We start from the raw sequence: 24,587 nt of genomic DNA on the forward strand, positions 1-24,587 counted from the left end.
CAGGAGGACCCCGATGATCTTCGGCCGCACCCCCGTGCTCCCGACTCCCGAGGAGGCCCTGAAGGGCCGCGAGACCCCCGAGTTCGAGGTCCCCTCCCGTCACACCGTCCTCGGCACCGCGCTCCAGGGCCCGTACCCCGAGGGCCTGGAGGTGGCGGACTTCGCGCTCGGCTGCTTCTGGGGCGCGGAGCGCAAGTTCTGGCAGACGGACGGCGTCTGGACGACCCTGGTCGGCTACCAGGGCGGATACACGAAGAACCCGTCCTACGAAGAGGTGTGCTCCGGCCTGACCGGCCACACCGAAGTGGTCCGCGTCGTCTTCGACCCCTCCAAGGTCACGTACGCCGAGCTCCTGAAGGTCTTCTGGGAGTCGCACAACCCGACGCAGGGCTTCCGCCAGGGCAATGACGTGGGCACGCAGTACCGCTCCGCGATCTACACCCACTCCCCCGTCCAGGAGGAGACGGCCGCCGCGTCCCGCGACGCCTACCAGCAGGTCCTCACGGCCGCGGGCCTCGGCACGATCACCACGACGGTGCTGCCCGCCGAAGACCGCGCCTTCTGGCCCGCCGAGGGCTACCACCAGCAGTACCTGGACAAGAACCCCGACGGGTACTGCGGCATCGGCGGCACCGGCGTCGAGCTGAGCAGCCCCTCCGAGACGAACTGGGGCCGGGCCTGCCCCACCGGCATCGCCCCCGCACCGGAAGCCGCCCAGTAGGCATGCCCTTCGCGTACGCCGACGACGGCACCCAGCTGGCGTACGAGCTGCGGGGGTCCGGTGAGCCGCTGGTCCTGTTGAGCGGTCAGTCCAACAGCCGGCGGTGGTGGGACCCCGTGGTGGCGGACTTCGCCGCCGCGTTCACCGTGGTGACCCTCGACTGGCGCGGCACCGGCGAGAGCGACCGGCCGGACACGGACTCGTACAGCACGCGCGGGTTCGCCGACGACGTCGCGGCCGTCCTCGCGGACGCCGGCATCGAGCGGGCGCACGTGTACGGGACGTCGATGGGCGGGCGGGTCGCGCAGTGGCTCGCCGCCGACCGGCCGGATCGCGTGGACCGGCTCGTCCTGGGCTGCACGTCACCGGGGGCGCCGCACGGCGTGGAGCGCGGGCCCGAGGTCCGGCGCGCGCTGGCGCAGCCGGACCAGCAGGCGGCGGCGCGCGTGCTGCGGGAGCTGATGTACACGCCCGCGTGGCTGGCCGCCCAGCGGGCGGCGGGGCGGACGCGGTTCCCCACCCTGGGGGACCCGTCGATGCCCGCGCACGCCCGGCGGCGTCATCTGCGGGCCAGCGCCCGGCACGACGCGTGGGACGCGCTGCTCCGGATCAAGGCGCCGACCCTCGTGGTGCACGGGAGCGACGACGCCTTCAACCCCGCGGCCAACGCCCCGCTGCTCGCGGAGCGCATCGCGGACGCCCGGCTGCGCTGGGTGCGGGGCGCCCGGCACGCGTACTTCGAGGAGTTCGCGGACGTGGCCACGCCCCTGGTCCTGGGGTTCCTGCGCGGGGAGTGACCCGCGCGCGGGCACCCCGGGTCACGCGTCCCCGGCCCCGTACGGCTTGGTGATGATCTCCAGCTTGTGGCCGTTGGGGTCGTCCCAGTAGAGCCCGCGGCCGCCGTCGTTCGTGTTGATCTCGTTCTTCCGCGTGTGGTACGGGTCCGCCCAGTAGGTGAGGCCCCGCTCCTTGATCCGGCCGAAGATCGCGTCGAACTCCCCGTCGGAGACCATGAACGCGTAGTGCTGCGACACGAGCGGGTCGCCGTCGCCCTCGTAGTAGTCGAGCGTGACGCCGTTGGGGATCTCCACGGGGACGAACGGGCCGTACTGGGGGCCGACTTCGAGCCCCAGGATGTCCGCGAGGAACCGCGCGGACTCCGCCTTGTCCTCGGCTTGGACGATGGTGTGGTTCAGCTGGATGCTCATCGTGCGGACCTCCTCCGGTGCCGTGTCGTGCTGACACCCGGAACGCTACGGCCGGGCCGCCGCCCCCGGCATCCGTCACCGGCCCCACCGTCGCTGCGCCATGCGCCCTAGGCCCCCGGGACCAGGCACTTTCCGGCCGCGGCCCCGTCAGATCGTCGTCGCGTCGATGACGAAGCGGTAGCGGACGTCGCTCGCGAGGACCCGCTCGTAGGCCTCGTTGATCCGGTCGGCGCCGATCAGCTCGATCTCCGCGCCCAGGCTGTGCTCGGCGCAGAAGTCCAGCATCTCCTGGGTCTCGGGGATGCCGCCGATGGCGGAGCCCGCGAGGGTCTTGCGCTGGAGCATCAGCGAGAAGACGTTGAGGGACACGGGCTCCTCGGGGGCGCCCACGTTCACCAGGGCGCCGTCCGTCTTCAGCAGGCCCAGGTACTTGTCGAAGGGCAGCGGCGCCGACACCGTGGAGACGATCAGGTCGAAGGCGCCCGCGAGCTGCTCGAACGTGGCGTCGTCGCCGGTCGCGTAGTAGTGCTCGGCGCCGAGCCGGAGCCCGTCGTCCTTCTTGCGCAGGGTCTGCGACAGGACGGTGACCTCCGCGCCCATCGCGTGCGCGATCTTGACGGCCATGTGGCCGAGGCCGCCGAGCCCGACGACCGCGACCTTCTTGCCGGGGCCCGCGTTCCAGTGCGCGAGCGGGGAGTACGTGGTGATGCCCGCGCACAGCAGCGGCGCGGCCACGTCCAGGGAGAGGCCGTCGGGGATGCGCAGGGTGAAGGCCTCGTCGACGACGATCTGCCGGGAGTAGCCGCCGTAGGTGGGCTCGCCGCGCTTGTCGAGCGCGTTGTACGTCTGGATGTTGCCCTGGACGCAGTACTGCTCGAGGCCCGCGCGGCAGGCGTCGCACTCGCGGCAGGAGTCGACCATGCAGCCCACGCCGACGCGGTCGCCGACCCGGAACTTGGTGACGCCGGGGCCGACCTCGGCGACGACGCCCGCGATCTCGTGTCCCGGGACCATCGGGAAGATGCCCTCGCCCCAGCCGTCACGGGCCTGGTGGATGTCGGAGTGACAGATTCCGGCGTACTTGATGTCGATCAGTACGTCGTGCTCGCCGACGGGGCGGCGCGGCACGGTGGTGCGCTCCAGCGGTGCGTTGGCCGCGGGCGCGGCGTAGGCCGGGACGTGTCCGGCCGGGGCGCCCGGGGTGGTGGTCTGGGAGGTCGTCTGTGCGGTCATGCCATCGAGCCTGGCAGCGGCGCGGGCGGTCACCCAGGCCTCCGTTGTGCCTACGCACGGTGTGCGTACCACTGGCGGTATCAGGCTCGGGAGCGTACGCACGGCGGAACGCCGGAATACTGGAAGGCATGGACGCGAACGCCGCCGCCCCCGAGGGCCTCGACCGCCGGGCCGAGCTGAGCGAGTTCCTGCGCACCCGCAGGGCCCGGCTCCAGCCGCAGGACGTCGGGCTCACGGGTTACGGCAGGCAGCGGCGGGTACCCGGCCTCCGCCGCGAGGAGCTGGCGCAGCTCGCGGGCGTCTCGGTGGCGTACTACACGCGCCTGGAGCAGGGCAACGGACGCAACGTCTCGGCGGAGGTCCTCGACTCCATCGCGCGGGCCCTGCGGCTGAACAGCGCGGAGCACGCGCACCTCACGCACCTCGCGAAGCCCACGGCCCACAAGAAGAAGCGGGTCGCGCCGACGCAGCCGCTGCGGCCCGCGCTCCAGCACCTCCTCGACGCGATGGACACCGTCCCCGCGTACGTCGGCGGGCGCCGCTCCGACATCCTCGGCTGGAACCGCATGGCGACCGCCGTGTTCGGCGACTGGGGCGCCCTGCCGCGCGAGCGGCGGAACTGGGCCCGGCTCGTCTTCCTCGACCCGCGGATCCGCGAGCTGTTCGCGGACACCTGGGACCGCAAGGCCTCGGACATGGTCAGCTTCCTGCGGATGGACGCGGGCCGCTATCCGAACGACCCGCAGCTCTCGGCGCTCGTCGGGGAGCTCTCCGTGAAGAGCGAGACGTTCCGGAAGCTGTGGGCCGCGCACGACGTGCGGGAGAAGGGGCACGGCGTCAAGCAGCTGCGGCACCCGCTGGTCGGCGAGCTCACCCTCTCGTTCGAGACGATGCGGCTCGACGACGACGCGGAGCAGTACCTGGTCACGTACCACGCCGAGCCCGGCTCCCCGTCCGCCGAGGCACTCCGCCTCCTGGCCAGCTGGAACGCGGAGTCCCCGACGGGGGTTCGCTAGCGGCTTCCCGGCGCTGCGCGCCTCGTCCTCAGGCGCCGGACCGGCTCGATCCATCGCGCTGACGCGCTCGTCCTCAAACGCCGGACGGGCTGAAACCCCGTGGCCCGCGCGCCGTCGTCACGGCTGGTACGGCGGGGCCGCGCCCCAGTTCCAGACCGGGACGGGCTGGTCGGCGGGGCGGGTGGCTTCGGGGCCCGAGAAGTAGACGGCGAGGCGCGTGCCCCACTCCACGTACGCCACGAAGGCCGAGCGGAACTCCGCGTCGGTCGGCAGGCCCGCCTCGTCCGCCGCGTCCTGCATGAGGTTCACCCAGCGGCGCCGCTGCGGCTCGGTGATGCCCTTGCCGAGGTGTTTGGAGACCATGTGGGCGTGCGCGCCCGAGCCGTCGGGCCCGCCGTGGGCGCGGGAGTAGGCCGTCGGGCCGCCGAAGACCTCGCCGAGCCACTGCGCGACGTGCGCCGCGTGCTCGGGCGCGAGCCCCGCGAAGACCGGGGCGAGCAGATCGTCCGCGAGGACCTTCTCGTAGAAGACCTCCGTGAGCCGCTCGAAGCGCTCCGCGCCGCCCGCCCACGCGTACAGCGTCGGCGTCGAGGCGCCGGAGCCGCGCACCGAGGTCGGCGTGTAGTGCCGCATCTCCTCGATGTTCTCGACATACGGGCGGACGTGCGCGAAGAAGTCCCGGAAGTGCTGCGACGACCGGAAGCCCTCCAGGTGGTCCTTCGTGGAGGTCCAGGTGATGCGCAGGACGAAGTGCCAGAACTCCTCGGTGGTCTCCTCACAGCGGGCGAGTTCGTAGTCCACGCACTGCGGCGCGGCGGCCAGCGGCACGGCCGCGTGGGTGTACGCGGACAGGAACTCGGCGGCGCGCTCGGCGGGCACGCGGTAGCGGACGTACTCGACGGTGTGGGCGGGGCTCGCGCTCATGGCGTGTCGGCTTCCTCTTCCGGGACGTCAAGGGCGGCGGCCGCGCCCCAGTCCCAGAGGGCCTGGAGCACCGGACCCAGCTCCCTGCCGTGCGGGGTGAGTCGATAGGTGACAGTGGGCGGCCAGCCGGGCGTCCGCGTGCGCCGGACCACCCCGGCGGCGGTGAGCTGTGCCAGCCGCTCCGCAAGTACTTTGTCGGACAACTCCGGGAGCGCGGCGGCCAGTTCGCTGTACGCGTACACGTCACCCGCGAGCAACTCGCGCACCACGAGCGTGGTCCAGCGGCCCCGCAGCGCCGCGAGCGTGACCTCCACGGGGCAGCAGGGGCTGGGCGCCGCGACCCGGGCGCGCGGGTCGTCGGGAAGCCCGGGCCGTCCCGCGCGGACGCCCTGACCTGCCTGACTTACCGTTCGGTGAGCCACGAGGACGCCTCCTACCGTTCCGTACATGACTGAGTCGAGCACCCCCATCCTGCCCCCGGCCGCCCTGCCGACGCGCGCCGAGGACGTCCCCGCCGCGTTCGCCGCGCGCTTCAACAGCGGCGACCCGGACGCGGTCCGCGAGCTGTACGAACCGCACGCCGCGTTCGTGCCCGAGTCCGGCGTGCCGGTGCACGGCGACGCCGCGATCGCCGCGCAGAACGCCCCGTTCCTGGCCCTCGGCCTGCCCATCTCCGTACGCACCCGGCAGGTGCACGTCGCTGGTGACGGCGACATCGCGCTGCTCGTCGTGGACTGGGAGATCGGCGGCGAGGTGCGCTCGACGGCCACGGACGTAGCACGACGCGGCGCCGACGGACACTGGCGATATGTGATCGACAGTCCGTTCGGCGCCGCGCCTCAAAGCGACTAGCGACTAGCTCACGTACTCAAGCGACCGGCCCACGTGTCCGTGCGGGCGGCTCACTTGCCGTAGTACGCGTTGTAGATCGACACCGTCGACTTGTTGCCCTTCTTGTCGCTGACCTTGGCGTGGAAGGAGATGCCCTTGCCCGCGGCCGGGTTCTTCACCGAGATCTTGCCGTTCTTGACCTCGACGGGCTTCCAGTTGCGGCCGTAGTCGTAACTGACCCAGACGGCGAGCGACTTGAGGTTGGCCCCGGCCGCCGCACCCTGCACCGTCACCGGCACGGACTGCTTCTTGTCGGCGGGCGCCCGGCTGTCGAGGCCGACCGCCGCGTTGAAGCGCACGCCGGAGACGGGCAGCTTCGTGACGGCCGTGGTCTTCTTCGAGCGGAAGGAGTAGCTCGCGTCGATCCGCGTGGAGGCCGCGGCCACGGCCACGCTCCGCTTGACGGACGTCGACAGCTGGTACTGGGCGTCGCCCGCGGGCACCTTGAAGGCCTTGCCGGTCAGCGGGTCGGTGTTCTCACCGATCTGCGTGCCGTTGTGCTTCAGGGTGGTCTTGGCCGACGTGTACACGGAGCCGCCCGCGTGCGTCTGGCCGTCGGCGAACAGCGGCAGGGAGCCCGCGATCTCGTTGCCCTTGCGGAAGACGCCGTAGTCGCCGCCGATCCGCGGGCCGAAGACGGCCGTGTTGAACTTCTTGTCGTACGTCTTGCCCGCGGTGAAGGTCTGCGGGGCGCCGAGCGTGTACCCGGCGTCGACGACGGGCCAGCCGTCGTCGCCCACGCCCCCGCGCTGCTCGAACTCAAGGCCCCACTTGACCTTGTCGCCCGTGGACACGTACAGGGTGCGCGTGCTCGGCGCCTTCTGCGGCAGGCTGACGCCGAGGCTCAGGCCGCTGCCGGGCAGATAGCCGAACGCGGCGACCGCAGCCGTCTTCCCGCTCGACGAGGCGCCGAGGCCGACCTTCACGGTGGCGAGCTCGGACTCCTTGTAGTGCTTGGTGTAGCCGGTGGCGAACTCCTTGACCTTGCCGCCCGACACGACGTCGTACTCGCTCTTGTCGCCCTTGGACCAGCGCGCGTCCCAGCTCTGCCGCAGCGAGCCGTCGCTGACGGCCGGGCCGAGGTGCGCGGTGCGGAAGGCCGCGTAGGAGTCGAGGAACCAGCCCGACGCGAAGTCGACGGCGTCGTTCTGGATGCCGTAGAGCGGCAGCGCCAGCTCGGACTTGGCGTCGGCCGCGGGCACCGTCACGTCGACGGGCTTCGCCTTGCGGGCGTCCACGGTCACCGTCGTGTCCTTGGTGACGTTCAGCTTCGGCTGGACGATCCAGTCGATGCCCTTGCTGGCGTCCTGCGGGTCGACGAAGACGCTCCCGTCGAGGGCGTAACCGCCCTTGGGCACGCGGACCTTGGCGGTGCCGGACGGGTCGTAGACGGTGAAGTCCTGGTCGGCGGTGGCGGCGGAGGTGCCGATCAGGGACGAGCTGTAGGCCGTGGCGGGCTGCCCGTCGCGGCCGACGTGCTTCACCGTCACGTCGTACGACTCGACCTCGCGGTTCACCGCGGCGGCCGTGCGCACGGACTGGCCGCCGCCGGTCGCGGTCACGTACGCGGAGTACGCGCCGTCGAGGGTGCCGCCCAGCTTGGTGTCGCTGGTCAGGTCGACCGACGCGGTGCCGCCCGCGGGCACGGTGACCTTCTTGGCGGCGAGCTCGAAGAAGCCGGAGGGCGCCGGATTGCCCTTGGGGTCGGCCGTCTTGAGGGCCAGGTCGAGGGTGACCTCGCTGGTGCCCAGGTTGCGGTACGTGACCTTCTTGGTGACCGGCTTGTCGTCGGTGTGCGGCCACGCCTGGGTGCCGAAGCTCACCGACACCGGGTCGGCGATCACGGACTGCTTGATGGCGTTGTCCACGGCGATCCGGCCCGAACCCTGCTGGAACGGCGTGTACTTGCCGGGCTTGGTGGACGCGGTGAGCGCGCCCTTCAGCTCGGTGTACTTCCAGTCCGGGTGCTGCTGCTTGAGCAGCGCGGCGGCGCCCGCGGCGTGCGGCGTCGCCATCGAGGTGCCGGAGATCGTCAGATAGCCGTCCGGCTTCTGCCCGACCTCCTTCTCGATCTGGCTGCCGGGGGCCGCGGCGGCGGTGATGTCCACGCCAGGAGCGGTCACGTCGGGCTTGATGGCGCCGTCGCCGACGCGCGGGCCCTCGCTGGAGAACTCGGCGAGCTTGTCGTTGTCGTCGACCGCGCCGACCGTCAGGGCCGCGTCCGCGCTGCCCGGCGAGCCGACCGAGCCGGGCGCCCCGTCGTTGCCCGCGGCGATCGCGAAGAGGATGCCCTTGTCCTCGGAGACCTTGTTGACGGCGGCCTCCAGCGGGTCCACGCCGGGCGTGTCGCCGCCGCCGAGGCTCAGGTTCACCACGCCTGCGCCCTCGGCGGCCGCCCACTCGATGCCCGCGATGATCCCGGAGTCGTCGCCGGAGCCCTCGTCGCCGAGGACCTTGCCGTTGAGGACCTTCGCGCCCGGGGCGACGCCCTTGTAGGCGCTGTTCTTCGTGCCGGTGCCCGCGGCGATGGACGCGACGTGCGTGCCGTGCCCGACGCGGTCCTTGGCGTCGGGCGACGGGGTGAAGTTCTTCGCCCCGACGACCTGTTCCTTGAGGTCGGGGTGGGTGGCGTCCACACCGGTGTCCAGGACGGCGATCTTCACGCCCTTGCCGTCGTACCCGGCCTGCCAGGCCTTGGGGACGCCGATCTGCTTGACGCTCTTGTCGAGGCTCGCCCTGCGGGTGCCGTCGAGCCAGACGCGGCTGATGCCGGACGCGGTGGTGCGGGCCGCGCCGCGGTCCGCGGTGAGCGCGTCCCAGAGCTTCGCGGCGTCGCGCTTCGGGGTCTGCACGGCGTCGGCGTTGAGCGTCTTCAGGGAGCGGCGGAGCTTGGTGCCGCCCGCGTCCCGCACGTCGGCCTTGGCCGCCGCGGCCGCGCCCTTGTAGGCGACGATGACCTTCAGGCCCTGCTTCTGGGCCGCGCGGTTGCTCTTCTTGCTCAGCTCAGTGACGTCGAAGAGCCGCTGGTCGAGCTTGCCGTCGGCTATCAGCCGCTGGGCGTCGGCCGGCACGACGAGGGTGTGCCCGTCGGCGCGGGTGGTGCGCACGGGTATGTGCGTACGCCCCTTCGCGGGGTCGAACCCGGTGACGCGCCCCTTGGCGTCGACCGTGACGCGGTCCCCGGTGAGGAGCGTGATGTGGTGTTTCACCGGCGCCTTGACGCCGTCGTGCTCAGGTGCGGCGGAGCCGGGCCCCGCCTGGGCCGGGCTGGTCATGCCCGCGGCAAGCGCCACGGCCGCCGCGGCCGCGATGGTGGCCGCGCCCGCGCGACGCGCGGTGACCGGTCGTCTCGCTTTCTTCACTTGTCTGAGCAAGTTTCCCCCTCAAGGTGAAAGCTCTGAGTCACGCAGTATGTCGAGGGGGACGATATCCGTTCAACTATGCGACAGAAGTGAATAGTTGGGGTTGTTGGCCGGTTCAACATGGTCCCGCAACGCCGTCGACACGGAACGGGCCCGCACCCCGGGTACGCCGACGGGCCCGCACCCCGGGCGGGGTGCGGGCCCGTGCGGACGGCCCGGAGGCGGTGGATCAGAGGGCGGAGCCCGCCTTCCACTGCGCCCAGCTCATGTTCCAGCCGTTGAGGCCGTTGTCCGGGGCGATCGTCTTGTCGCCGGTGTTGCGGACGTCGACGACGTCACCGGTGATCGTGTTCTCGAAGAACCAGGAGCCCGGGGTGGACTTGTCGCCCGCACCCTTCGCGTCCTCGAGGCCGATGCAGCCGTGGCTGGTGTTCACATTGCCGAAGATCGACTTCGAGCCCCAGTAGTTGCCGTGGATGAAGGTGCCGGAGCTGGACAGGCGCATGGCGTGCGGGACGTCCTTGATGTCGTACTCGCCCTTGCCGTCGCTGTCCGTGAAGCCCACGGTCGCGCCGTTCATCCGGGTCTCCTTGAACTTCTCGGAGATCACCATCTTGCCGTTGTACGTCTTGTTGTCCGGCGACCCGGCGGAGATCGGGATGGTCTTCACGACCTTCCCGTCCCGCATGATCTTCATCTGCTTGGTCTTGGCGTCCACGACGGACACCTGGTTGCGCCCGATCTTGAACTGGACCGTCTTCTGCTGCACGCCGTACACCCCGTCGGCGCCCTGGACGCCGTCGAGGGCCAGCTTCAGCGTGACGGTGGAGTTGCCCTTCCAGTAGTCCTGGGGGCGGAAGTCCAGGCGCTGGTTGCCGAACCAGTGGCCGACGATCTCCTGGCCGGAGGTGGAGGTCACCTTGACCCCGCTCTGCACGGCCTTGCGGTTGGTGATCGGCTTGTCGAAGTTGATCGACACCGGCATGCCCACGCCGACCGTGGAGCCGTCCTCGGGCGTGAAGCTGCCGATGAAGCTGTTGGCCTTCGAGACGGTCGTGAAGGACGAGTTCTCGTGCGCCTTGCGGCCGTCGGAGTCCGCGGCGGTCGCGGTGATCTTGTACGTGGTGGCGCGCTCCAGCTGGGCGCTGGGCTTCCAGGTCTTCTTGTCCGCGGATATCTCGCCGGCCACCGCGGCGCCGCCCTCGGCCTTCATCACCACGTTCGTGAGCGTGCCCTCGCTCACGGTGACCTTGGCGTCCTTGTTGATGCTCGCGTTGTCGGAGCCGTTCTTCGGCGCGATCGCGATCTTGGCTGCCGAGGTCTTCTTGGCGGCCGCCTCGTCGACCTGGCTCTGCGACTCCCCGCCGCCCGAGTCCTTCTTGTCGCCGTCGTCACCGCTACAGGCGGAGAGCAGGAGCACCCCGCCGACCAGGGCGGACACGGCCACCAGACCTCTGCGCCGCTTACTGTCCGTCATTACACGCATCTCCATCGTTGCCGAATCCCCACAAGACCCGAGGGTCCCGTAATCCCGCTTCACGCCTAACGCAGTTCCCGGTCCTTCGCGTTCCATTTCCGCCCGGGATGTGGGGAACGCCACGTCGGGCGGGACGGCCGGGACGGCCGCGCGCTCAGGAGACGACGGAGCCCCGGACGGCTGTTGCCGACCGGGGCTCCCCTGCGTTCCGGTGCTGACCGGTGCGCGGTGCCGCGGGCGTGCCCTAGGGCTCCTCGCCGTCCTCACCGTCATCATGCTCGTCCGGGTCCCAGTCCGGCGAATCGGGGTCGTAATCGATCACTTCGCTGCTCCAGGACGCCTGGGTCAGCTCGATTCCGGGCAGCTCCTTGACCAGGTCGAAGGGGTCCACGAGGTAGGCGAGCGCCTCCGCGTCGTCCTCCTTGACGGCGGCCTCGGCGTGCATGCGCTCGTCGTGGGGCAGGTGGGGGTCGTCCACGATGCGCTTCAGGGCGGCGGCGGTCAGCTCGCCGGACCCGTCCACCTCGACGACCAATTCGGCACGCAGCCGTACAAAACGTGATGTTTCATTCACCTTCATGGGAGGGAGAGTACGGCCCATTCCGGGCGTGGCTTCCGCACGACCCGCGCCTTTCATTAGCATCGCCCCAGACGGCCAATTCGCCAGCTCCACAAGGGGGATCCGTTTCCCGTGACCGCACTCCGCCCGCTGCTGACCGCGGCCGCCGCTGCGACCCTGCTCAGCGCCCTGTGGTTCGTCCCCTCCGCGAAGGCGGCCCCGGCCGACGGACCGCGCCACCCCGCCACCACCCCGCACGAGACGGCCGCCACCGACCGGCTCGCGGACACCACCACGCCCTACGTGGTGGGCGGCGCGGCGTTCCTGGGCCTGGGCGCGGGATTCGTGGCGTACTCGGCGCGCCGGGAGAGCACGGCGGACTGATCCGGCGCCGGCCGGGGCCGGGCGCCCCGTCGGCGATCGGCCTCTCCTAACTCCCCTTTCCGTCCGACCTCTTGGGCACGGCGGTCATCGACCGTACCGTTGTCGATCAGCTTTGGCCGATCGCCGCGCCCAGGAGGCTCCCGTGTCGGAGAAGGGCTTCGTACGCCGAGTGGGCCCCTTCCAGGCCACCGCCATCAACATGAGCCAGATGTGCGGCATCGGACCTTTCGTGACGATCCCGCTGATGGTGGCGGCGTTCGGCGGGCCGCAGGCGGTCACCGGCTTCGTCGCGGGCGCGCTGCTCGCGCTCTGCGACGGCCTTGTCTGGGCGGAGCTGAGCGCCGCGATGCCCGGGTCCGGCGGCAGCTACGTCTATCTGCGCCAGGCCTTCCAGTACCGCACGGGCCGCCTCATGCCCTTCTTGTTCGTGTGGACGGCGATGTTGTTCATCCCGGTCGGCATGTCGACCGGGATCGTCGGCTTCGTGCAGTACCTGGGCTACCTCGCGCCCGGCATGGGGCGGACGACCGGCGATCTGATCGGGCTCGGGGTGATCGCGCTGGTCGTCGCGCTGCTGTGGCGCGGCATCGAGCACATCGCGCGGATCACGGCCGTGATGTGGGTCGTGATGATCCTGTCGGTCGGCTGCGTGATCGTCGCCTCGCTGACGCACTTCGACGCCGACCTGGCGTTCACCTACCCGTCCGACGCCTTCGAGGTGACGAGCAACCACTTCTGGATCGGCTTCGCGGGCGGCCTGACGATCGGCATCTACGACTACCTCGGCTACAACACGGCCGCGTACCTGGGCGCCGAGATCAAGGACCCGGGGCGCACCCTGCCCCGCGCGATCGTCTTCTCGATCCTCGGGATCATGACGATCTACCTGCTGCTCCAGATCGGCACGCTCGGCGTCATCGACTGGCACCGCATGACCGACCCGGACGACGTCGCCTCGACGTCCGTCGCGTCAGCCGTCCTGGAGGAGACCTGGGGCAGGGGCGCGGCGGACACCGTCACCGTGCTGATCCTCGTCACCGCGTTCGCCTCCGTCTTCGCGGGGCTGCTCGGCGGCTCGCGCGTGCCGTACGACGCGGCCAGGGACCGGGTGTTCTTCCGGCCGTACGCGAAGCTGCACCCGAAGCACCGCTTCCCGGTGCTCGGCCTCGCGACGATGGGCGTGGTGACGTCCGGGGGCTTCCTGCTCGGCCGCCACACCGACCTCGCGACGCTGATCCAGCTCCTGACGGCCGTGATGGTCCTGGTGCAGGCGCTCGCCCAGATCCTCGCCCTGAGCGTGCTGCGCCGCCGCCAGCCGGGGCTGCGCCGCCCCTACCGCATGTGGCTGTACCCGCTCCCGAGCTTCGTCGCCCTCGCGGGCTGGCTGGTCATCTACGGGTACGCCGACAAGAACGCACCGGGCCGCCACCCCATCGAGTGGTCGCTCGCCTGGGTCGCGCTCGGGTGCGTGGCGTTCGTGGTGTGGGCGCGCCTGGAGAAGGTGTGGCCCTTCGGGCCCAAGGAGATCAGCGAGGACTTCCTGACGGCGACGGCGGACACGGGAGGCACGGCGGGCCCGGCGGACCCGGTGGACGGCGGCCCGGCCCCGGAGGATCCGGAGCCGGTGCCGAAGCCGTGATCAGGCCAGCGGCCCTGTGACCTGCTCCGCGGCGCCGACCAGCTCGCCGCCGCGGACGAACGCCTCGGCCGCCGCCAGGTCCGGCGCGAGGAAGCGGTCGGGCCCGGGACCCTCGACCCCGGCCTTGCGCGCGGCCTCGATGACGGCGCGGCTCGCCGGTGCGGGGGTGAGGCCCTCGCGCAGCTCGATGGCGCGCGTGGCGGCGTACAGCTCGACGGCGAGGATCCGGGCGAGGTTGTCGACGGCGGTCCGCAGCTTGCGCGCGGCCGACCAGCCCATGGAGACGTGGTCCTCCTGCATGGCGGAGGACGGGATGGAGTCGGCGGAGGCCGGGACGGCGAGCCGCTTCATCTCGCTGACCAGGGCGGCCTGCGTGTACTGGGCGATCATCAGGCCGGAGTCGACGCCCGCGTCGTCGGCGAGGAACGGCGGCAGGCCGTGCGACCGGTTCTTGTCGAGCAGCCGGTCGGTGCGCCGCTCGGCGATGGAGCCGAGGTCGGCGGCGGCGATGGCGAGGAAGTCCAGGACGTACGCGACGGGGGCGCCGTGGAAGTTCCCGTTCGACTCCACGCGTCCGTCCGGGAGCACGACCGGGTTGTCGACGGCGGCGGCCAGCTCGCGCTCGGCGACCGTGCGGGCGTGCGCGAGGGTGTCCCGGCCCGCGCCCGCGACCTGCGGGGCGCACCGCACCGAGTACGCGTCCTGGACCCGCGGCGCGTCGTCCTGGTGGTGCCCGGTCAGGCCCGAACCGGCGAGCACGGCCAGCATGTTGGCGGCGGCGGCCGCCTGCCCGGGGTGCGGGCGGATGGCGTGCAGCTCGGGCGCGAGGACCTTCTCGGTGCCGAGCAGGCCCTCAAGGGAGAGCGCGGCGGTGATGTCGGCGGACTTGTAGAGGACGTCCAGGTCGGCGAGGGCCATCACCAGCATGCCGAGCATGCCGTCGGTGCCGTTGAGCAGCGCGAGGCCCTCCTTCTCGCGCAGCTCGACCGGGGCGATGCCGTGCTCGGCGAGCAGCTCGGCGGCGGGCCGCAGCGCCCCGTCCGGGCCCTCGGCCTCGCCCTCGCCCAGCAGGGTCAGGGCGCAGTGGCTGAGCGGGGCGAGGTCGCCGGAGCAGCCGAGGGAGCCGTACTCGTGGACGACCGGGGTGATGCCCGCGTTCAGGACGTCGGCCATGGTCTGCGCGACCTGCGGGCGCACGCCGGTGTGCCCCGAGCAGACCGTCTTCAGGCGCAGGAACATCAGCGCGCGCACCACTTCGCGCTCCACCCGCGGGCCCATGCCCGCCGCGTGCGAGCGGACGATGTTCCGCTGGAGCTGGGCGCGCAGATCGTGGTCGATGTGCCGGGTCGCGAGGGCGCCGAAACCGGTCGAGACGCCGTAGACCGGCTCCGGCTTGGCGGCGAGCGCGTCGACGATCTCCCGGGCCGCGGTGAGGGCCGCGACGGCGTCGTCGCCGAGCTCGATGCGGGCGTTCCGGCGGGCGACGGCCACGACGTCCGCGGCGGTGGTGCCGGACGTCCCTACGACCACAGTCTGCATATCCATATTCAGGAGCGTACGCACTGAAACCCGTGCTGTCACTGGTCGGAAGGTCCGAGCCCGTCCGGCCCCCGGGGCGCGGCGCGGGCCGCGCGGGCTACCGCCCCCGGAAGCGCCGCCGCTCGCCCCGCGCGGGGGCCGCCGCCTCGTCGGCGAGGCGCACCACCGGATCGTCCGCGCCCTCGCGACCGGCGACCACCGGCTTCACCGCCCGCGCGCCCTTCGCCCGGTACTGCGCCGCGTCCGCGAGCCGGAAGAGCCGGCGGGCCGACCGCACGGGCCCGATCGGGTCCCCCGTCGACGCGACCCCGCAGGCGACGCCCTCGCCCAGCTCCAACTCGTACGCGCGCACGCACAGTTCGTCGGCGACCCGCACCACCTCGTCCGAGGTCGGCCCGATCGAGAGGAGGCAGAACTCGTCGCCGCCGAGGCGGGCCGCGAGGGCCCCGGGCAGCATCGCCCCGCACAGCGAGAGCAGCGAGCCGAACCGCTCCAGGAGCCGGTCGCCGACCGCGTGCCCGAGCCGGTCGTTGACCTGCTTGAGCCCGTTCACGTCGCAGACGACGAGGCTGACGACGACGCCCTCGGTGCGGTGCCGCTCCACGGCCTCGTCGAGCCGCACGTCGACCGCGCGCCGGTTGGCGAGGCCGGTGAGGGAGTCCGTGAAGGCGAGGCGGCGGGCCTCTTCGAGGCGCTCGGTCTGGGCGATCCCGGCGGCGACCACGGCCGCGAGGACCGTGGCGAAGTCCGCGTCGGCGCGGTCAAAGACCGGCGCGTCCACCGGCCGCGCCACGTACAGCTCGCCCCAGGCGCGGCCGCGCAGGACGATCGGGGCCACCACGCAGCAGCCGCGCCCCCGCCTGCGCAGCGCGGCGACCCGCTGGTGGCAGTAGCCCGCGCGCTCGCCACCGCCCGGCCCCCGCGCGGTCTCCACCCAGGCGTGCGGCTCACCGCCGCCCGCCCAGCGCTCGTGCAGGAACTCGGTGATCTCCGGGAACTGGTGGACGGGGTAGGCCTCGTCGTCGGGGAACTCCTCCTCCCCCGCGGCCAGCTCCCCGACGTTCGCCAGGACGCGCAGGCGCCCGCGCTCCCGCTCCCACACGGACAGCGCGGCGAAGCTCCCGTCGAGGGCCCGCCGGGCGCCCTGGGCGGCCGCCCGCCAGGACCCGCGCGGGGTGTGCGCGGCGGCCATCCCCTGCGCGAGCGCCACGACAGCGCGCAACCGAGCGTCCTGTCCCATCACTCCAGGTTACGGACATTCGACGCAAATGGAGACGCGGGGCGAGGGCACCCCGGCAGGGGCGCCCCGAGGCGTGGCGCCCCGGAGGTCTCCCTCACTCCCCGGGCCACTCCGGCTTCCGCTTCTCGTTGAACGCCGCGACGCCCTCGGCCCGGTCCCCCGAGAACGCCACCGACCGCCAGGCCGCGTCCTCCACCTCCAGGCCCGCGCGCAGGTCGAGCCCGTGGCCGAGGCGCAGCGCGCGCTTGGCGGCGCGCAGGCCGACGGGCGAGTTCGCGGCGATGCGGGCGGCGAGCGCGAGGGCCTCGTCGCGGTCCTCGCCCTCGCCCGCCACCAGGTCGACGAGCCCGAGCTCCTTGGCCTCCGCCGCCTCGACGCGGCGCGCCGAGAAGATCAGCTCGGCGGCCCGCGCGGCGCCCACGCGCCGGGGCAGCAGCTGGGTGCCGCCACCGCCGGGGAGCACGCCCACGGACACCTCGGGCAGGCCGACGACGGCCGTCGGGTCGGCGACGATGACGTCGCAGGACAGCGCGAGCTCGAAGCCGCCGCCGAGGGCGTAGCCGTGCACCGCGGCGACGGTGGGCATCGGCAGGTCGAGCACCCCGGTGTACGCGGCCCGCGTGACGGGCCGCTGGCGCACCAGCTCCGCGTCGGTGAGGGAGTTGCGCTCCTTCAGGTCGGCGCCCACGCAGAACGCCCGCTCGTGCGTGGAGGTCAGGACCACCACGCGCACGTCCCGGTCCGCGCCGAGGGCGTCGCAGGCCTCGCTGATGGAGCGGGCCATGGCGCTGGACACGGCGTTCATGGCCTTGGGCCGGTCGAGCGCGAGCTCCGCCACGTGCCCGTGCCGCCGTACTCCCACGAACTCCCCGAAACGCTGCTCGCCCATGACCCCTCCGACTCCCGGTTAACGATCGTTACGCCGAGATGATGTCAGCCGGGCCGCGCCTTGGGTACCCGGGACCGGCCGGAGGTCAGCCCCTGCGGGTGAGCAGCCAGGGCTCGACGATGCCGAGCCCGCGGACCGGCCGCTGCCACATCGGCTGGAGCGCGAAGCGGTACGAGGGCGGCTCCCCGCCGTCCTCCCCCACGCGCTCGGCGAGCGCCGCGGCCTCCGTCTCGGACGCGGGGGCCTCCCCGGTCCTGGTCAGCTCCTCGGCGAGCGCCCCGTCGACCAGCACGGCGTCCCGGGGCGCTATCGAGGTGAGGCGGCTCGCGAGGTTCACCGTGGTCCCGAACACGTCGCCCATGCGGGTCGTGACCGTGCCGAAGGCGATGCCGACGCGCAGCTCGGGCATGGTCTCGTCGTTCGCCATGGTCTCGATGAGCCGCAGCGCGATCTCGGCCGCGATCCCGGCGTCGTCGGCGGCGAAGAGGACCTCGTCGCCGAGGGTCTTGATGAGCCGCCCGCCGTGCGCGGCCACCAGGTCGGCGGCCGTCGTCTCGAACGCCTCGACCAGCTCGCCGAGTTCCTCCTCCTCCATGCGCCGCGTCAGGCGCGTGAAGCCGACGAGGTCGGCGAAGCCGACGGCGAGCCGCCGGTCGACCATCTCCTCGTCGTCGGCCGCCTGGACCACCCGGCCGGTGGCGGCGGCGAGCTGACGCCGCCACACATAGATGAGGAACTCCTCCAGCTCGGGCAGCAGCAGCTCGACGAGCGGATACGTGACTTCCGTACGGGTCATGCCGGGCTCGGGCGGCTCGGTGAGGCCCTCCAGGAACGAGTCGATCTGCCACTCCGCGAGCCGCGCGGTGGTCTGCCCGGTGGACCGGGCCACCTGCACCGCCATCGCCTCGCTCAGGAGCCCCGCCTCGACGAGGCCCGCGAGCCGGCGAAGGGCGAGCACGTCGGCCTCGGTGAGGGCCTTGGCCTGGCCGATGTCGGGGAATCCCATGGCCCGCCAGAAGCGGGACGCAAGCTCCATGGAGACGCCCGCGCTGCGGGCCGCCTGGAAGGGGGTGTAGCGCCGGTCGGCCCCGAGGATCAGCTGCTCAAGGCGGAGCGCCAGGGGGTCCTTGTCGTCGTCCGGGTCGGCCGGGTGGCCGGGGTTCGCCGTGCGGTCGAGGGCCGCCGCCAGGTCGGGGTCCTTGGGCTGGTGCGGCCCCGCCGACCGGTAGGGGTCGTCCGGCTTGTCGGTCTCCTCGGGGGACGACGGGGCCGCCGCGCGGGGCTCACCGTCGGGGGCTGGGTGTGCGCCCTGGCCGGAGCCGGTGTCGTCGACGGTCACGCCTGCTGCCCTTCCGATCTGCCACGGTCAGATATCGACCGGCGCCAACTTTACGGCAGGTGTGCCCCAGCTCACTCCCGACTCGACCCACCTCCCTCGCGGGGAGCCCCCGCGAGGGCCGTCAGCCGACGCCGCGCAGGTGGACCACGTCCCCCGCCGCGATGGGCTCCCGCATCCCGTCAGCCGTAGCCAGAACGAGCCGCCCGTCCCCGTCCACCGCCACGGCCTCGCCGGAGACCGCGCGCCCGCCGGGCAGCTCGGCCCGGACCGCGCGGCCGAGCGTCGCGCACCCGGCCGCGTACGTCTCCTGGAGTCCGCACGCCGCCGGGTCGCCCCCGGCCCGGCGCCAGTCGCCGTACCAGCGCTCCAGGCTCCGCAGGACGGCCCGCAGGAGCGGGTCGCGGTCGGTGCCGGCCGCGCCCGCGAGGGCGAGGGAGCCCGCGTGCGGCACGGGGAGTTCGTCGGCGCGCAGGGTGACGTTGAGGCCGATGCCGATGACGACACCCCCGGCGCCCGCGGTGCCCGCGCGCTCGGCGAGGATGCCGCCGGCCTTGCGCTCCTCCCCTTCGACGGTGACGAGCAGGTCGTTGGGCCACTTCAGCGCGGTGTCGACCCCGGCGGCCCGGGACAGACCGGTGGCGACGGCGACGCCGGTGAGCAGGGGCAGCCAGCCCCACCGCTCGACGGGCACCTCCGCCGGCTTGAGCAGGACGGAGAAGAACAGGCCCGAGCGCGCGGGCGCGGTCCAGCGCCGGTCGAGGCGGCCGCGCGCGGCGTGCTGCGCCTCGGCGACGAGCACGGCGCCCTCGGGCAGCTCGTCGGCGCGGGCGGCCAGGTCGCTGTTGGTGGAGCCGGTGGAGGGCACCACGTCCAGGGAGCGGTAGAGCCCGCCGTCGCGGACGAGGGCGCGGCGCAGCGCGGCCGCGTCGAGCGGCGGACGGTCCAGGTCGCTCCAGCGGTTCCCGGCGTTCTCATGGTCATTCGAGGGCGTCATGCAAGCCACCCTAGGTGTGGTAAACGCCGCACTGCACAGGCGTATCCGCGCCGATACGCTACGAGTCAGTAGCCAGCGTCGTAAGCCCCTCACCGTCCCCTCTGAGCAGGCAGGGAGCCGCGTCCCGATGTCCGAGCCGCACGAGCCCAAGCAGCCTTCCGCGCAGCCCCAGGAGTCCGGGGCGCCCACCGGGGGCGATCCCGGCACCGACATCCACACGACCGCCGGGAAGCTGGCGGACCTGCGGCGCCGCATCGAGGAGGCGAAGCACGCCGGTTCGGCGCGCGCGGTCGAGAAGCAGCACGCCAAGGGGAAGTTGACGGCGCGCGAGCGGATCGAGCTGCTGCTCGACGAGGGCTCGTTCGTGGAGCTCGACGAGTTCGCCCGGCACCGCTCCACCGACTTCGGCATGGAGCACAACCGCCCGTACGGGGACGGCGTGGTGACCGGCTACGGCACGGTCGACGGCCGCCCGGTCGCCGTCTTCTCGCAGGACTTCACGGTCCTCGGCGGCTCGCTCGGCGAGGTCTTCGGCCAGAAGATCATGAAGGTCATGGACTTCGCCCTGAAGACGGGCTGTCCGGTCGTCGGGATCAACGACTCGGGCGGCGCCCGCATCCAGGAGGGCGTCATGGCCCTCGGCATGTACGGCGAGATCTTCCGCAGGAACACGCACGCGTCGGGCGTCATCCCGCAGATCAGCCTCGTCGTCGGGCCGTGCGCGGGCGGCGCGGTGTACTCGCCCGCGATCACCGACTTCACGGTGATGGTCGACCAGACCTCGCACATGTTCATCACGGGCCCGGACGTCATCAAGACCGTCACCGGCGAGGACGTCGGCTTCGAGGAGCTGGGCGGCGCCCGCACGCACAACGCGACCTCCGGCGTCGCGCACCACATGGCGGGCGACGAGAAGGACGCCATCGAGTACGTCAAGTCGCTGCTCTCGTACCTGCCGTCGAACAACCTCAGCGAGCCCCCGGCCTTCCCCGAGGAGGCCGATCTGGAGCCGACCGACGAGGACCGCGAGCTCGACGTCCTGGTGCCGGACAGCGCCAACCAGCCGTACGACATGCACACGGTGATCGAGCACGTCCTGGACGACGGGGACTTCTTCGAGACGCAGCCGCTGTTCGCGCCGAACATCCTCACCGGCTTCGGCCGCGTGGAGGGCCACCCGGTGGGCATCGTCGCCAACCAGCCGATGCAGTTCGCGGGCTGTCTCGACATCGACGCGAGCGAGAAGGCCGCGCGCTTCGTGCGCACCTGCGACGCGTTCAACGTGCCCGTCCTGACCTTCGTGGACGTGCCGGGCTTCCTGCCGGGCGTCGGCCAGGAGCACGAGGGCATCATCCGCCGCGGCGCCAAGCTGATCTACGCCTACGCGGAGGCGACGGTCCCGCTGATCACCGTGATCACGCGCAAGGCCTTCGGCGGCGCGTACGACGTGATGGGCTCCAAGCACCTGGGCGCGGACCTCAACCTGGCCTGGCCGACCGCGCAGATCGCGGTGATGGGCGCGCAGGGCGCGGTGAACATCCTGCACCGCCGCACGATCGCGGCGGCCGGTGACGAGGCCGCCCAGGAGGAGACCAGGGCGCGGCTCCTCCAGGAGTACGAGGACACGCTCCTGAACCCGTACACGGCCGCCGAGCGCGGTTACGTCGACGCCGTGATCATGCCGTCCGAGACCCGCTCGCACCTCGTGCGCGGCCTGCGTCAGCTGCGCACGAAGCGGGAATCCCTGCCTCCGAAGAAGCACGGCAACATCCCGCTGTAGCCCGGCCGCACACGTCCGTGACCCGACCCCCGAGGAGTCCCTTCGTGATCAAGGTCGTACGGGGCAACCCGACCCCCGAGGAGCTGGCCGCCGCCCTGGCGGTGGTCCAGGCGCGCGCCGCGGCGGCCGCGCACGAGCCGTCCGGCGCGCCCCGCACCCCGGACGCCTGGGCGGACCCGGCCCGCGTGGCCCGCGAGCGCCTTCCGCAGCCAGGGCCCGCGTCCTGGGGCCGCACGTACTGGCCCGCGTGACGCCCGGGGCGGGGGCGGCTGCCCGCGCCCCCGCCCCGGCGGCTCAGCGGCCGAGCACGGACCCGAACGCCTTGTTCTGGTACGTCAGGCCGAATGCCTTCTCGCTGAGCGCGTACGCACCGGCGGTGGTGATCCCGTCCTTCGCGCCGCGCAGCACCCACGCGGAGCCGTCGTTCCACCGGGCGCCGGGGAACACGTCCTCGCCCGGCGCGGCCACGACGACCTCGGCCCTGCCGTCGCCGTCGGTGTCCCGCACCTGGACCGCGGAGCCGAAGCGGTCGTCGTCCTCGGGCGCGCCCGGCACGCCCGCCGTGCCCTGGTCGAGGACCTGCGCGCCGGTGCCGGTGAGCCCGGCGGCGGAGCCCTTGAGGAGGTGCACCGCGCCGGTGGCGGTCCGGCCCGCCGCGTCCTCGCCCGGGGCGCCCACCGCGACGTCGGCGTATCCGTCCCCGTCGACGTCGCCGACGGAGGCGCTCGCGCCGAACTCGTCACCTTCCTCGCCCTCGTCCGGCACGCCGGGGCTGTCCTGGTCGAGCACGGTCGCGCCGCCGCTGCCGGGGCCGCGCTTGCCGCCGTAGTAGACACCGACCGCGCCGCCCCTCGCGGCCTTCTTGTCGGTGATCACGACGTCGTCGTACCCGTCCTTGTTCACGTCGCCCGAGCCCTCAAGGCCGGTGCGGGTCGCGGGCAGCGCGGCGGGCGGGGCCGTGAAGGTCACGCCGGTGCGGCCGCCCTTCCAGTAGCCGACCCAGCCGTTGAGGAAGTCGCCCTCCGCGTTGTCGATGCCGGAGGCGAGCAGGTCGTCGTCGCCGTCGCCGTCGTAGTCACCGGCCTCCAGACGCTCGATGACCCTGAAGGCGTCATCGCTGTGGAGGTCCAGGCGCTGTTGCTTCGGGGCCCGGGTCCGGGTGAAGCCGTCGCCGGACAGGCTGATCGCGCCGTAGTAGGAGTACGTGGCGACGTGCGGCTTGCCGTCGCCGTCGAAGTCGCCGACGACCACGGACTCGCCGTAGCCCACGTCGTCCGCGCGCGGCGACGTCATGCTCAGACCGCCGTGGACGAGCCCGCCCCGGCCGCCCCACAGCACGGTCAGGAACCCGCGCCGGTTCTCGCCCGGCACTCCGACGACCAAGTCCGCGTACCCGTCGCCGTCCAGGTCCCCGGTGTCGTACGCGGCGCCGAACCGGTCCCGCTCCTCCGGCACCCCCGGCACCTTCGCCGAGGCCTGGCTCACCAGCTGCTTGCGCCCGCCCGCCACGCCGTCCTTCGACCCGTAGAGGACGGCGACGTGCCCGGCCTTCTTGACGCCGTTCACGGTCGCGTCGGGGGTGGCCAGGACCACGTCGCCGTAGCCGTCGCCGTTGAAGTCGGCGGCGTCCTTCGCGGCCGGCGCGGGCGCGGCGGCGGCCGATCCCGCGAGCGGGACCGCCAGGCCCCCGGTGGCCACGGCGGCCGTGGCCACCGCCATCAGGACCTTTGTGCGCATAGCGCGCATAACAGAACGCTCCAATCCCAGAGAACCGACGCGTAGTTGACACCCGGACACCATCGCGGGGTTGTACGGGTGAACGAAGGATCTGCGGAACTTAGGTACGCGTACTCAGGCGCGGTCCGGGCCCGGCGCGCACCATCGGAGCCATGCTGTGGTCCGACCCGGAGAACGACCCGCCCAAGGACATGCGGGACATGCAGACCAAGATGCGCCGCGCGGGCGTGCTCCTGGCGGTCGCCATGCTCCTCGCGATGCTGATCCTGGGGATCATCTGAGCGACGGGCCCCCGGCTACGCTGGCCGCATGAGTGATCAGCCCACCCGCCGACTCGTCCTCGCCTCCCAGTCCCCCGCCCGCCTCGGCCTGCTGCGCCAGGCCGGCCTCGCCCCCGAGGTGATCGTCAGCGGCGTCGACGAGGACGCGGTCACCGCCCCCACCCCGGCCGAGCTCGCCAAGGCCCTGGCGCGGGCGAAGGCCTCGGTGGTCGCCGCGCGCCCCGACGTCAAGGGCGCCCTGGTCATCGGCTGCGACTCGGTCCTGGAGCTGGACGGCCAGGCCCTCGGCAAGCCCGCCGACGCCGAGGAGGCCACCGCCCGCTGGAAGTCCATGCGCGGCCGCGCGGGCGTCCTGCAGACCGGGCACTGCGTGTACGACACGGCGTCGGGCCGGCACGTCGCCGCCACCGCCTCGACGGTGGTCCGCTTCGGCGACCCCTCGGACGACGAGATCGCGGCGTACGTGGCCAGCGGCGAACCGCTGCACGTGGCGGGCGCGTTCACGCTCGACGGCCGCTCGGCCCCGTTCATCGACGGCATCGACGGCGACCACGGCAACGTGATCGGCCTCTCGCTGCCGCTGCTGCGCCGCCTGCTCGCCGAACTGGGCGTCGGCATCACCCAGTTGTGGGCCGCGTAGCGCGCCCCTGACACGGGGCCTCAGGCGGCCTGCGGAGCCCCGTCGCCGGGCGGCGGGGCGTCCACCGCGGCCGCCCCGTGCTCGTGCCGGTCGTAGGCCATCAGCGTCAGCACGACGAGCCCGAGCACCAGCATCATGAACGCGAACGCGAGCCAGCCCACCAGGCCGACCGCGAACGCGCCGAGCAGCGCGTGCAGCACGGCCGCGCTGATCAGCACGGCGCGCCCGAAGCCGCCCGGCGCGCGGTCACACACGGCGGCGCGTGCCAGCAGGAAGCCGCACAGCGCGAGGTAGAGCCCGAAGACGCCGCCCGCGATCCACGTCGAGACGGTCATGGCGTGCGGGTCGAGCCCGGCGAGGGACATCTCCTGCTTGTCGACGACGAGGCCGAGGAACCAGTTGAGGAACGCGATCCCGGCCGCCTCCGCCCACAGCACGACCGCGCCCGCCCACGCCACCGGTCTGCGCGCCACGGCACTCCACCCCTCTCCACCGGTCCCCGGCAACCGCTGATGCCGCTGTTACCGCGAGTACGTACGAGTCATCGGGCACGCTACTAACGGGTAAACCGAGGGACAAGAGCCGCGGCGGAGGCAAAGATTCATTGGGCCATTCGTAGGGACTCCACAAAGAAAGCTCCCGCGCCGCAGCGCGCCCTCACAGAGACCTTGACCACACCGGAGGGCTACGCTGCCCGGAAGGGACCCTGCGTACCACGGTGCGACAAGGGATTA

General features: G+C 72.6%; 24 protein-coding genes. 10 read left to right on the top strand and 14 right to left on the bottom strand.

The genetic code is table 11. The annotated features are described in order from the left end of the window. Positions 1–13: 13 nt before the first annotated feature. Positions 14–721: a peptide-methionine (S)-S-oxide reductase MsrA gene (msrA, locus tag IG74_RS0101995; protein ID WP_030668477.1), complete on the top strand. Its 708-nt coding sequence runs from the start codon at positions 14–16 to the stop codon at positions 719–721. A 2-nt stretch (positions 722–723) separates the two neighbouring features. Beyond that, the gene (locus IG74_RS0102000; protein WP_030668480.1) at positions 724–1,518 is read left to right on the top strand and encodes an alpha/beta fold hydrolase; all 795 of its coding nucleotides are present in this window, start codon (positions 724–726) and stop codon (positions 1,516–1,518) included. A 21-nt stretch (positions 1,519–1,539) separates the two neighbouring features. On the opposite strand, the gene IG74_RS0102005 is transcribed toward IG74_RS0102000, so the two are convergent. Further along, positions 1,540–1,929, bottom strand: a complete 390-nt coding sequence (locus IG74_RS0102005; RefSeq protein ID WP_030668483.1) for a VOC family protein — start codon at positions 1,927–1,929, stop codon at positions 1,540–1,542. Positions 1,930–2,076: 147 nt separating this feature from the next. Continuing rightward, complete coding sequence (locus IG74_RS0102010; RefSeq protein WP_051854465.1) at positions 2,077–3,162, bottom strand: NAD(P)-dependent alcohol dehydrogenase; 1,086 nt, start codon at positions 3,160–3,162, stop codon at positions 2,077–2,079. 128 nt (positions 3,163–3,290) lie between these two features. On the opposite strand from IG74_RS0102010, the gene IG74_RS0102015 reads away from it, so the two are divergent. Beyond that, positions 3,291–4,178, top strand: coding sequence for a helix-turn-helix domain-containing protein (locus tag IG74_RS0102015; protein ID WP_030668490.1), 888 nt, complete (start codon positions 3,291–3,293; stop codon positions 4,176–4,178). A 117-nt stretch (positions 4,179–4,295) separates the two neighbouring features. On the opposite strand, the gene IG74_RS0102020 is transcribed toward IG74_RS0102015, so the two are convergent. Both IG74_RS0102020 and IG74_RS0102025 read right to left on the bottom strand, forming a co-directional pair. After that, positions 4,296–5,102: a group II truncated hemoglobin gene (locus tag IG74_RS0102020; RefSeq protein ID WP_030668493.1), complete on the bottom strand. Its 807-nt coding sequence runs from the start codon at positions 5,100–5,102 to the stop codon at positions 4,296–4,298. Continuing rightward, positions 5,099–5,524 carry a winged helix-turn-helix transcriptional regulator gene (locus tag IG74_RS0102025; RefSeq protein WP_078868525.1) on the bottom strand — a complete coding sequence of 142 codons (426 nt, stop codon included), beginning with the start codon at positions 5,522–5,524 and terminating at the stop codon, positions 5,099–5,101. The genes IG74_RS0102020 and IG74_RS0102025 overlap by 4 nt, the downstream gene beginning before the upstream one ends. Positions 5,525–5,549: 25 nt before the next feature. Between IG74_RS0102025 and IG74_RS0102030 the strand changes: the two genes are divergently transcribed. Next, positions 5,550–5,954 carry a YybH family protein gene (locus tag IG74_RS0102030; protein ID WP_030668499.1) on the top strand — a complete coding sequence of 135 codons (405 nt, stop codon included), beginning with the start codon at positions 5,550–5,552 and terminating at the stop codon, positions 5,952–5,954. Positions 5,955–6,004: 50 nt separating this feature from the next. Here the strand turns inward: IG74_RS0102030 and IG74_RS0102035 are convergent, their stop codons facing one another. The 3 genes from IG74_RS0102035 to IG74_RS0102045 form a co-directional block, all read right to left on the bottom strand. Further along, entirely contained in the window at positions 6,005–9,355 is a 3,351-nt protein-coding gene (locus tag IG74_RS0102035; protein WP_030668502.1) for a S8 family serine peptidase, read from the bottom strand. A gap of 229 nt (positions 9,356–9,584) precedes the next feature. Further along, positions 9,585–10,832 carry a L,D-transpeptidase gene (locus IG74_RS0102040; RefSeq protein WP_030668505.1) on the bottom strand — a complete coding sequence of 416 codons (1,248 nt, stop codon included), beginning with the start codon at positions 10,830–10,832 and terminating at the stop codon, positions 9,585–9,587. A 244-nt stretch (positions 10,833–11,076) separates the two neighbouring features. Continuing rightward, a complete protein-coding gene (locus IG74_RS0102045) occupies positions 11,077–11,412 on the bottom strand; it encodes a hypothetical protein (protein ID WP_030668508.1) in 336 nt (111 codons plus the stop codon). 111 nt (positions 11,413–11,523) lie between these two features. Here IG74_RS0102045 and IG74_RS0102050 point away from each other — a divergent pair, with 111 nt between their 5' ends. Next, the gene (locus tag IG74_RS0102050; RefSeq protein ID WP_030668511.1) at positions 11,524–11,775 is read left to right on the top strand and encodes a hypothetical protein; all 252 of its coding nucleotides are present in this window, start codon (positions 11,524–11,526) and stop codon (positions 11,773–11,775) included. A 208-nt stretch (positions 11,776–11,983) separates the two neighbouring features. Continuing rightward, positions 11,984–13,414 carry an APC family permease gene (locus IG74_RS0102055; RefSeq protein ID WP_234334187.1) on the top strand — a complete coding sequence of 477 codons (1,431 nt, stop codon included), beginning with the start codon at positions 11,984–11,986 and terminating at the stop codon, positions 13,412–13,414. On the opposite strand, the gene hutH is transcribed toward IG74_RS0102055, so the two are convergent. The 5 genes from hutH to IG74_RS0102080 all read right to left on the bottom strand — a co-directional run bounded on the left by hutH (position 13,415) and on the right by IG74_RS0102080 (position 19,415). After that, on the bottom strand, positions 13,415–14,953 hold the full coding sequence (gene hutH, locus IG74_RS0102060; protein WP_030668517.1) for a histidine ammonia-lyase: 1,539 nt from the start codon (positions 14,951–14,953) through the stop codon (positions 13,415–13,417). Positions 14,954–15,050: 97 nt separating this feature from the next. Beyond that, positions 15,051–16,193 carry a GGDEF domain-containing protein gene (locus tag IG74_RS0102065; RefSeq protein ID WP_030668520.1) on the bottom strand — a complete coding sequence of 381 codons (1,143 nt, stop codon included), beginning with the start codon at positions 16,191–16,193 and terminating at the stop codon, positions 15,051–15,053. A gap of 94 nt (positions 16,194–16,287) precedes the next feature. Then, a complete protein-coding gene (locus tag IG74_RS0102070) occupies positions 16,288–17,082 on the bottom strand; it encodes an enoyl-CoA hydratase/isomerase family protein (protein ID WP_030668529.1) in 795 nt (264 codons plus the stop codon). 85 nt (positions 17,083–17,167) lie between these two features. Further along, on the bottom strand, positions 17,168–18,421 hold the full coding sequence (locus IG74_RS0102075; protein ID WP_030668532.1) for an adenylate/guanylate cyclase domain-containing protein: 1,254 nt from the start codon (positions 18,419–18,421) through the stop codon (positions 17,168–17,170). A gap of 121 nt (positions 18,422–18,542) precedes the next feature. Continuing rightward, a complete protein-coding gene (locus IG74_RS0102080) occupies positions 18,543–19,415 on the bottom strand; it encodes a biotin--[acetyl-CoA-carboxylase] ligase (protein WP_030668534.1) in 873 nt (290 codons plus the stop codon). A 127-nt stretch (positions 19,416–19,542) separates the two neighbouring features. Here IG74_RS0102080 and IG74_RS0102085 point away from each other — a divergent pair, with 127 nt between their 5' ends. Both IG74_RS0102085 and IG74_RS0102090 read left to right on the top strand, forming a co-directional pair. After that, complete coding sequence (locus IG74_RS0102085) at positions 19,543–21,195, top strand: acyl-CoA carboxylase subunit beta (protein WP_030668537.1); 1,653 nt, start codon at positions 19,543–19,545, stop codon at positions 21,193–21,195. A 44-nt stretch (positions 21,196–21,239) separates the two neighbouring features. Further along, positions 21,240–21,446 (top strand): acyl-CoA carboxylase epsilon subunit, encoded by a 207-nt coding sequence (locus tag IG74_RS0102090; protein WP_030668540.1) that lies wholly within the window; start codon positions 21,240–21,242, stop codon positions 21,444–21,446. 43 nt (positions 21,447–21,489) lie between these two features. On the opposite strand, the gene IG74_RS0102095 is transcribed toward IG74_RS0102090, so the two are convergent. Beyond that, the gene (locus IG74_RS0102095; RefSeq protein ID WP_051854445.1) at positions 21,490–22,932 is read right to left on the bottom strand and encodes an FG-GAP-like repeat-containing protein; all 1,443 of its coding nucleotides are present in this window, start codon (positions 22,930–22,932) and stop codon (positions 21,490–21,492) included. A 152-nt stretch (positions 22,933–23,084) separates the two neighbouring features. Here IG74_RS0102095 and mmpB point away from each other — a divergent pair, with 152 nt between their 5' ends. Next, the gene (gene mmpB / locus IG74_RS54130) at positions 23,085–23,213 is read left to right on the top strand and encodes a morphogenic membrane protein MmpB (RefSeq protein WP_264081206.1); all 129 of its coding nucleotides are present in this window, start codon (positions 23,085–23,087) and stop codon (positions 23,211–23,213) included. 28 nt (positions 23,214–23,241) lie between these two features. Beyond that, positions 23,242–23,853: a nucleoside triphosphate pyrophosphatase gene (locus IG74_RS0102105; protein ID WP_030668546.1), complete on the top strand. Its 612-nt coding sequence runs from the start codon at positions 23,242–23,244 to the stop codon at positions 23,851–23,853. Between the two features lie 20 nt (positions 23,854–23,873). Here the strand turns inward: IG74_RS0102105 and IG74_RS0102110 are convergent, their stop codons facing one another. Continuing rightward, positions 23,874–24,326, bottom strand: coding sequence for a hypothetical protein (locus tag IG74_RS0102110; protein WP_234334179.1), 453 nt, complete (start codon positions 24,324–24,326; stop codon positions 23,874–23,876). Positions 24,327–24,587: the final 261 nt, after the last annotated feature.

This window comes from Streptomyces sp. NRRL B-1347 (assembly GCF_000720325.1).
In the GTDB taxonomy this organism is placed as follows: Bacteria; Actinomycetota; Actinomycetes; order Streptomycetales; family Streptomycetaceae; genus Streptomyces.

Coding starts and splice junctions, on each gene's coding strand:
- IG74_RS0102015 (WP_030668490.1), top strand. CDS start 3,291: ATGGACGCGAACGCCGCCGCCCCCGAGGGCCTCGACCGCCGGGCCGAG.
- IG74_RS0102095 (WP_051854445.1), bottom strand. CDS start 22,932: ATGCGCACAAAGGTCCTGATGGCGGTGGCCACGGCCGCCGTGGCCACC.
- hutH (WP_030668517.1), bottom strand. CDS start 14,953: ATGCAGACTGTGGTCGTAGGGACGTCCGGCACCACCGCCGCGGACGTC.
- IG74_RS0102045 (WP_030668508.1), bottom strand. CDS start 11,412: ATGAAGGTGAATGAAACATCACGTTTTGTACGGCTGCGTGCCGAATTG.
- IG74_RS0102105 (WP_030668546.1), top strand. CDS start 23,242: ATGAGTGATCAGCCCACCCGCCGACTCGTCCTCGCCTCCCAGTCCCCC.
- IG74_RS0102005 (WP_030668483.1), bottom strand. CDS start 1,929: ATGAGCATCCAGCTGAACCACACCATCGTCCAAGCCGAGGACAAGGCG.
- IG74_RS0102020 (WP_030668493.1), bottom strand. CDS start 5,102: ATGAGCGCGAGCCCCGCCCACACCGTCGAGTACGTCCGCTACCGCGTG.
- IG74_RS0102070 (WP_030668529.1), bottom strand. CDS start 17,082: ATGGGCGAGCAGCGTTTCGGGGAGTTCGTGGGAGTACGGCGGCACGGG.
- IG74_RS0102040 (WP_030668505.1), bottom strand. CDS start 10,832: ATGACGGACAGTAAGCGGCGCAGAGGTCTGGTGGCCGTGTCCGCCCTG.
- IG74_RS0102080 (WP_030668534.1), bottom strand. CDS start 19,415: ATGACGCCCTCGAATGACCATGAGAACGCCGGGAACCGCTGGAGCGAC.
- mmpB (WP_264081206.1), top strand. CDS start 23,085: ATGCTGTGGTCCGACCCGGAGAACGACCCGCCCAAGGACATGCGGGAC.
- IG74_RS0102000 (WP_030668480.1), top strand. CDS start 724: ATGCCCTTCGCGTACGCCGACGACGGCACCCAGCTGGCGTACGAGCTG.
- IG74_RS0102030 (WP_030668499.1), top strand. CDS start 5,550: ATGACTGAGTCGAGCACCCCCATCCTGCCCCCGGCCGCCCTGCCGACG.
- IG74_RS0102085 (WP_030668537.1), top strand. CDS start 19,543: ATGTCCGAGCCGCACGAGCCCAAGCAGCCTTCCGCGCAGCCCCAGGAG.
- IG74_RS0102055 (WP_234334187.1), top strand. CDS start 11,984: ATGTGCGGCATCGGACCTTTCGTGACGATCCCGCTGATGGTGGCGGCG.
- IG74_RS0102065 (WP_030668520.1), bottom strand. CDS start 16,193: ATGGGACAGGACGCTCGGTTGCGCGCTGTCGTGGCGCTCGCGCAGGGG.
- msrA (WP_030668477.1), top strand. CDS start 14: ATGATCTTCGGCCGCACCCCCGTGCTCCCGACTCCCGAGGAGGCCCTG.
- IG74_RS0102010 (WP_051854465.1), bottom strand. CDS start 3,162: ATGACCGCACAGACGACCTCCCAGACCACCACCCCGGGCGCCCCGGCC.